The organism is Microbacterium jejuense (assembly GCF_039544225.1).
In the GTDB taxonomy this organism is placed as follows: Bacteria; Actinomycetota; Actinomycetes; order Actinomycetales; family Microbacteriaceae; genus Microbacterium; species Microbacterium jejuense.
Genome location: NZ_BAABLG010000012.1, coordinates 91,507 through 98,713, shown reverse-complemented (window position 1 = coordinate 98,713; position 7,207 = coordinate 91,507). Strand labels below are relative to the sequence as shown.

Here is a 7,207-nt window from a genome sequence, read left to right as displayed (position 1 = left end):
CCCCACCGCGGCCGATTGCTTCGTGCCCGTGACTCCCGCTACGGTCAACCAGAGTCACATGCGAGAGGAAACCCACATGAGCGACCCCCAGAATCCCGTCGACCCGGCGCAGCAGCCGCCGGAGCCGCCGGCCGAAGCCGCACCCGCGGCCCCTGCCGCAGAGCCCGCTGCGCCGGCGGCGCCCGCTGCGCCGGCTTACGACGCACCGGCCGCCCCGGCAGCTGAACCGGCCGCCCCCGCCGCGCCGGCCGCCGAGCCCGCCGCACCCGCCTACGGCGCCGTTCCGCCGGCACCGCCGGCGTACGGCGCTCCCGCCGCACCCGCCTACGGCGCCCCGGCCGCACCTGGTTACGCCGCGGCTCCGCCGGCCCCGTACGGCGCTGCCGCGCCCGGCGCTCCGGTCCCGGGCAAGACGCTCGGCATCGTGGCGCTCGTCGTCGTCTTCTTCGCGTCGCTGATCGGCCTGATCCTGGGCTACGTCGCGCGCTCGCAGAGCAAGGCGGCGGGCGTCCCGAACACGCCCGCGAAGGTCGCGATCATCCTCGGATGGGTCTTCATCGGCCTCAGCATCATCGCGGGCATCATCCTGGCCATCACGATCCCGCTGATCGTGATGAACGCGCACAACGCGCTGTGCGAAGGCATGCCCCCGGGGACGTACGACCTCACCGACGGCACCACGATCACCTGCGAGTGATCCGCTGACGCACGACGATGCCCCTCTCCGCGCGGAGAGGGGCTTCGTCGTCTGCAGGTCTGTCCGGTATCAGCCCACGATGCGGCAGTGCGTGGTGAGCGCCCCGATGCCGTCGATCCCGACGGTCACCGTGGACCGATCGCGCAGGAACACCTGCGGGTCGCGCGAGTAGCCGGCGCCGCCGGGGCTCCCCGTCGAGATCAGCGTGCCCGGAAGCAGTGTCGCCGAGCGCGACAGGTGCGACACGAGCGATGCGACCGGGCGCACCATCTGGGCGGTCGTGGCGTCTTGCAGGGTCGTGCCGTCGAGCACCGTCCAGATGTGCAGCGCCTGCGGATCGGGCACCTCGTCGCGCGTCACGACGAACGGGCCGGTGGGCGTGAATCCGTCGAACGACTTGCAGCGCGACCACTGCGCCTCGGAGTACTGGATGTCGCGCGCCGTGATGTCGTTGACGACCGTGTAGCCCCACACATGGTCGAGCGCGTGCTCGGGAGCGACATCCTTGGCGGGCGTGCCGATGATGACGCCGAGCTCTGCCTCGTAGTCGACGGATTCGCTGAGCGACCGCGGCCACACCGTCGTCCCCTCGTGGCCGGCGAGCGAGTTCGGCCACAGCACGAACACCGTGGGCGTCGAGTCGGTCTTGAGACCCAGCTCGCTGGAGTGGGCGGCGTAGTTCAGCCCGATGGCGAGGATGACGGGCGGCCTCAGCAGCGCCGACGCGTACCGCAGTCCGTCGAGCGGATGCCGCACGCCGCGGTCGGCGGCATCCCGAACCTGATCTAGCAGGCCGTCGCCGCCGGCGATCAGCTGCTCCAGCGTGGCCGGTGCGCCGTCGAACAGCTCGTCGACGAACACGCCGTCGTCGCCGGTCACCACGACGAGTCTGGGCTCGGCGCTTCCGGGCGGGACGACGTGGGCGAAGCGCATGCCCCCAACCTACTCGGACCACCCCGCGACCGGGCCGTCCGCAGCCGACGGCCCTCCACCCACGTGAGGGCGGTGTGTCTCACGGCACGGCGCCGCCCCTAGGCTGAGCGCATGACGCCTGACCCCGGCGCCGCATCCCCGCGGCCCTCGCTCACGCCGCCCGAGTTCGCCTCGCCGTTCGCGCAGCCGCACTATGCGGCACCGGCCACGATCACGCCGTCGGCGACCTCGTACGCGCCCGTTCCGGCGGCCGCGGCCGCGCCGCGGCGGGGGAGCACGGCGACGATCTGGATCGTGGGCGTGCTGGTGCTGGTGCTCGTCGCGCTGGTCGGCTACTTCCTCAACGCCCTCGGCCCCGGCGCGTCGCTCGTGGGCATGCTGCTGGCGTTCGTGCCGCTGGTGGGCGTGTGGTTCGCGGTGCGCATCGTCGACAGGTGGGAGCCCGAGCCTCGCGGCCTGCTGCTGCTAGCGGTCGCGTGGGGCGCCATCGCGGCCGTCGGCATCGCGCTGGGCGTCGACGTCGTGCTCACCCTGATCTTCGGCGTGCGCACCGGTGCGGGCGAGGTCCTGCAGACCGTGGTCCAGGCGCCGGTCGTCGAGGAGTTCGCGAAGGGCCTCGGCGTCTTCCTGATCTTCGCGGTCGCCCGCCGGTCGTTCGACGGCCCCGTCGACGGCGTCGTCTACGGCGCGCTGGTCGGCGCCGGCTTCGCGTTCACCGAGAACATCCAGTACTTCGCGGTGAGTCTCATCGAGGGCGGCGCGGCCGAGACGACCACGACGTTCTTCCTGCGCGGCATCCTCTCGCCGTTCGCCCACGTGATGTTCACGAGCGTCACGGGCTTCGCGCTCGGGCTCGCGGCGCGGCGCGGTCTGCCGACGGGGCAGGCCGTCGGACCCTGGCTGGTCGGCCTCGCGGGCGCGATCGCGCTGCACGCGTTCTGGAACGGCTCGGCCACCTTCGGCGACTTCTTCGTGCTGTACCTCACGCTGCAGGTGCCGCTGTTCATCGGCTTCATCCTGGGGATCGTCGCGCTGCGCCGGGAAGAGGCACGGCTGACCCGTCGCCGCCTGGGCGACTACGCCGCGGCCGGATGGTTCACGACGCAGGAGGTCGACATGCTCGCCACCTCTGCGGGGCGCAAGGCCGCGATGGCGTGGGCGCAGACGCTGCGCGGCGATCGGCGCCCGCTCATGCGGGGCTTCATCACGGATGCGACAGCGCTCGCCGCCACCCGTCAGCGGGCGCTGACCGGGCGCGATCCGCAGGCGGCCGCGCAGGAGCACGACCTGCTGGCGCGGATCGTGTCGACCCGCGCGGCGATGTTCGCGCCGTAGACCGTCGCCGCCCTCTCGGGGCCGGCTGGGGCACGGACGAGACGCCCGCAGACGAACTCAGCGCTCGGTGCCGCGGCGATGCCTGCGTGACTCCCGAGCGCTGAGCTGATCTGCCACCAGGATGCCGGGTGCCCGGCGCGGGTGTCAAGACATGGTGTCCGGTTCCCCTGAGGGCGAACCTGCACTGCGCGCGGGGCGGCGGGATGGTTGGATGGTGGCATGACTGACGACCGCACCAAGCCCGAGATCGACGCACCCGCGGGCCCCGCGCCCGCCGAACTCGTCATCCGCGACATCGTCGTGGGCGACGGCGCCGAGGCCAAGCCCGGCGACACCGTGACCGTCCACTACGCCGGCGTCGAGTACGAGTCGGGCGAGGAGTTCGACTCGTCGTGGAACCGCGGCGAGAGCATCCAGTTCCCGCTGCGCGGCCTCATCCAGGGCTGGCAGGACGGCATCCCGGGCATGAAGGAGGGCGGTCGTCGCGAGCTCGTGATCCCGCCCCACCTCGCGTACGGCCCGGCCGGCGGCCACTTCCTCGGCGGCAAGACGCTGATCTTCGTCATCGACCTCATCAAGGTCGGCTGACCACACGACCGACACGGAGGGGCGGATGCTGCGGCATCCGCCCCTCCACTCGTTCGAAGCCCGTAGCGCGACGTCTTTTTGCATTCACGGGAATAGATGTCGCGTATCGTGTCGTTGTCACCCCTGTGCCCGCAGCGCGCGGGCGCCACAGCTTCTCGCATGAGACCCCACGGAGGAACGCCATGACCGACGCCACGACGATCGACATCCCGGGCTACCGGACCGGAACCTGGGTGCTGGACCCCTCGCACAGCGAGGTCACCTTCAGCGTCCGCCACATGATGATCTCGAAGGTGCGCGGCACCTTCGGTGTGAAGAGCGCCACGCTGGTCGCTCCCGAGAACCCGCTGGACGCCAAGGTCGAGGCGAGCGTCGACGTCACGTCGGTGGACACCAAGGACGAGGCGCGCGACAACCACCTGCGCTCGGCCGACTTCTTCGACGCCGAGAACCACCCGACCATGGAGTTCCGCTCGACCGGCGCCCGTGTCGAGGACGGCGACTTCCTCGTCGACGGCGACCTGACGATCCGCGGCATCACGAAGCCTGTCACGTTCGAGCTCGAGTTCGGCGGCTTCGGCGTCGACCCGTGGGGCAACTACAAGGCCGGTGCGACCGCCAAGACGATCGTGAACCGCGAGGACTTCGGCCTCACCTGGAATGCCGCGCTCGAGACCGGCGGCGTCCTCGTCGGCAAGGACATCACGATCACGCTCGACCTGCAGGGTGCGCACCAGCCCGCCTGATCGCGCGAACCTTCAGAAGAGTGGATGCCTCGGCCCGAGGCATCCACTCTTCTCATTTGCGCGGGGCTCCGCTCCGGCGGCGCAGGCGGTCCTGGGCGAGCAGGATGCCCAGGAACACGACGAGGGCGCCGACCGGCTCGTTCCAGGTCACCGTCTCGCCGAGGATGACGACGCCGAGGATCACTCCCACGACGGGGGTGATGTAGGTGACGGTCGAAGCGCGCGTGGGGCCCCACGCACGGACGGTGTTCTGATTCCAGACGTAGGCGATGCCGGTGCCGAGGCATCCGAGCAGCACGAGGCTCACGATGATCGGCACGTCCAGCTTCACCGGGGTGAGCACCAGGAACGGCGTGAGGACGGCCATGACCGCGCCCGCCATCGCGATGTAGCCGAACGTGAAGGCGAGTGCCGACATGCCGGTGTTCGAGGCGAACCGCCGCATGTACGCGAAGCTGAAACCGTAGCTGGCGGTGGCGCCGAGGATCGCGAGCTCGGCGACGAGACTGCCGTCCCACGAGAGCCCCTGCCACGGCGCAATGATGACGATCACTCCGAGGATGCCGACGCCGATGCCGACGACCTGCATCGCCTTGAGCCGCTCGACGCGGAACACGAGCCACGCCATGATCGCCGTCATGATCGGGGTCGTCGCGTTGAAGATGCTCGCGACGCCCGAGCTGACGTGCTGCTGCGCCCACGAGAACAGCAGGAACGGGATGACGCAGAACGTCATGCCCAGCACCAGGAGGTGCCCCCACACCCGCAGGCTGCGCGAGAGGTGCTCGCGGCGCGCGAGCACCAGGATGCCCAGTGTCAGCGTGCCCAGCAGGATCCGGGTCCAGGCGACCTGCGCGGGCGAGATGCCGGTGAGCGCCACCTTCATGAAGAGGAAGCTGGAGCCCCACACGATCCCCGCCAGGACGAACTGGACGGTGATCCAGGTCGACGAGGGTGTGCTCGTCGCACCGGCGGTCGCGGTCGTGGAGGTCGAGGTCACGGGGGCCACGCTACGCGCGCCGGGAACGGCGCGAGCACCAGGGCGGGTGCGACGTCCGAAATCTGCCGACGAGCGGCCGTTCGGCTACGTTGCGGCGGCCCTCCGGCCGCGCCCGGCTACGGCACCGGGTTCTCGGCGTCGTACGCCCGGAAGCGCGGGCTGAGCCGCACCAGGGTCGCGACGATGCCGATGATGAGGAAGCCGCCGAGCAGTGGCGGGAACCACAGCGCGGTGAGGGTCGCGAGGGTGCCGGCGTAGAGGGCGCCCAGCCGCGGTCCGCCCGCGACGACGACGATGAAGATGCCCTGCAGGCGCCCCCGGATCGTGTCGGGCACGGCGGCCTGCACCATCGTGTTGCGGTAGATCGAGCTGACGTTGTCGGCGGCGCCTGAGACGGCGAGCGCGACGCACGCCGCCGCGATGAGCACGAGGTTGGGCGTGTCGGCCCCGACCGCGGCGGGCGCGAACCAGCCGAGCGCCGCGGCGCCGAGGACCAGTCCGAGCGCGGCGATCGCGCCGCCGTAGACGAGGATCGCCCGCTCTATGCCGACGCCCTGCCGCCGTACGGCTCCCACGCGCCCCGAGAAGAGGCTCGACACGAACGCCCCGGCGGCCACGGACGCGGTGAGCACGCCGGTCGTGATCGGCCCGCCCCCGAGCAGCACCGCGCCGATCGCCGGGAACAGCGACAGCGGCTGGCCGAACGTCATCGCGGTGATGTCGAGGATGAACTGCAGCCGGATGTTCGAGGCACGCCGCAGGAACTGCCACCCGTCGCGCAGCGATTCCAGGCCCGGACGCACGATCACGCCCTCGGGACGCAGCGTCGGGAGCGTCCACAGGCCCAGGAACAGCGACGTCATGAGCAGGACGTCCAGGGTGTACGTCCACGCGTAGCCGGTGAAGGCGACGAGCACGCCGGCGAGCGCGGGCCCGGCCATCACCATGATCCCCACCGTGATGCCGCCGAGAGCGGATGCCGCGGCCAGCAGCTCGCGGGGGAGCAGCCGCGGCACGATCGCCTGACGGGTGGCGAGCACGATCGAGTTCGCCGCGGAGTTGACGATGCTGAGGGCGTACAGCCACCAGACGGTCTCCAGCTGCGTCCATGCGAGGACCGCCAGGAGCGCCGTCGAGCCGAAGGTCACGGTTGCGGCGATGAGCGCGACCTTGCGCCGGTCGAACGCATCGGCGAGCATGCCGCCGTAGATGCCGGCGATGATCATCGGCACGAGTCCCGCGACCGCGATCATCGACACCGCGAACGTCGACCCGGTGAGGTCGTACATCTGCAGCATGATCGCGACGATCGTCAGCTGACCGCCGAGCCCGGCGAGCGTCGAGCCGATCCACATGCGCGTGAACGCGGGGCTGGTGCGGAACGGGCGCAGGTCGATGAAGTGGCTGCGATGCTCGCCTGCCGCGCTCACTCGTCGACCTGGACGCGCTGGACGCGGACGGTGTACTGCACGCTCTCGAGCCTACTGGCGGCGCGGCGCACCCCGGATGGCGGGCGGTTCGCCGAGGCATCCGTTCGCTGGTAGACTCTTCAGGTTGCCGTTGGATCGGCCGCGGAGAAAGAGAGCTCGCACATCGGGTGACGGGCACCGCGCAACAAGCAGAGAGGGGATCACCTATGGCACTGGAAGCAGACGTCAAGAAGGCGATCATCGAAGAGTACGCGACGCACCCCGGTGACACCGGATCCCCCGAGGTGCAGGTCGCGATGCTGACGCAGCGCATCAAGGACCTCACCGAGCACCTCAAGGAGCACAAGCACGACCACCACTCGCGTCGTGGCCTGTTCCTGCTCGTCGGTCAGCGCCGTCGCCTGCTGGGTTACCTGCAGGACATCGACATCAACCGGTACCGCTCGCTCATCGAGCGCCTCGGTCTCCGTCGATAAGG

General features: G+C 70.6%; 8 protein-coding genes. 5 read left to right on the top strand and 3 right to left on the bottom strand.

Annotated elements, in window-relative coordinates; all coding sequences use genetic code 11:
* Positions 1-76: 76 nt before the first annotated feature.
* The gene (locus tag ABEA46_RS17905; protein ID WP_345546459.1) at positions 77-697 is read left to right on the top strand and encodes a DUF4190 domain-containing protein; all 621 of its coding nucleotides are present in this window, start codon (positions 77-79) and stop codon (positions 695-697) included.
* Between the two features lie 69 nt (positions 698-766).
* On the opposite strand, the gene ABEA46_RS17900 is transcribed toward ABEA46_RS17905, so the two are convergent.
* Entirely contained in the window at positions 767-1,630 is an 864-nt protein-coding gene (locus ABEA46_RS17900) for a fumarylacetoacetate hydrolase family protein (RefSeq protein ID WP_345546457.1), read from the bottom strand.
* A 111-nt stretch (positions 1,631-1,741) separates the two neighbouring features.
* On the opposite strand from ABEA46_RS17900, the gene ABEA46_RS17895 reads away from it, so the two are divergent.
* The 3 genes from ABEA46_RS17895 to ABEA46_RS17885 all read left to right on the top strand — a co-directional run bounded on the left by ABEA46_RS17895 (position 1,742) and on the right by ABEA46_RS17885 (position 4,299).
* Positions 1,742-2,965 carry a PrsW family intramembrane metalloprotease gene (locus ABEA46_RS17895; protein WP_345546455.1) on the top strand — a complete coding sequence of 408 codons (1,224 nt, stop codon included), beginning with the start codon at positions 1,742-1,744 and terminating at the stop codon, positions 2,963-2,965.
* A gap of 219 nt (positions 2,966-3,184) precedes the next feature.
* Positions 3,185-3,553, top strand: a complete 369-nt coding sequence (locus ABEA46_RS17890) for an FKBP-type peptidyl-prolyl cis-trans isomerase (protein ID WP_345546453.1) — start codon at positions 3,185-3,187, stop codon at positions 3,551-3,553.
* Positions 3,554-3,735: 182 nt separating this feature from the next.
* Complete coding sequence (locus ABEA46_RS17885) at positions 3,736-4,299, top strand: YceI family protein (protein WP_345546451.1); 564 nt, start codon at positions 3,736-3,738, stop codon at positions 4,297-4,299.
* Between the two features lie 52 nt (positions 4,300-4,351).
* Here ABEA46_RS17885 and ABEA46_RS17880 read toward each other — a convergent pair whose 3' ends face one another.
* Positions 4,352-5,299 carry a DMT family transporter gene (locus ABEA46_RS17880; protein ID WP_345546450.1) on the bottom strand — a complete coding sequence of 316 codons (948 nt, stop codon included), beginning with the start codon at positions 5,297-5,299 and terminating at the stop codon, positions 4,352-4,354.
* Between the two features lie 116 nt (positions 5,300-5,415).
* Entirely contained in the window at positions 5,416-6,729 is a 1,314-nt protein-coding gene (locus ABEA46_RS17875) for an MFS transporter (RefSeq protein WP_345546448.1), read from the bottom strand.
* A 206-nt stretch (positions 6,730-6,935) separates the two neighbouring features.
* Between ABEA46_RS17875 and rpsO the strand changes: the two genes are divergently transcribed.
* Positions 6,936-7,205, top strand: coding sequence for a 30S ribosomal protein S15 (gene rpsO, locus ABEA46_RS17870; RefSeq protein WP_005048780.1), 270 nt, complete (start codon positions 6,936-6,938; stop codon positions 7,203-7,205).
* Positions 7,206-7,207 lie beyond the last annotated feature (2 nt).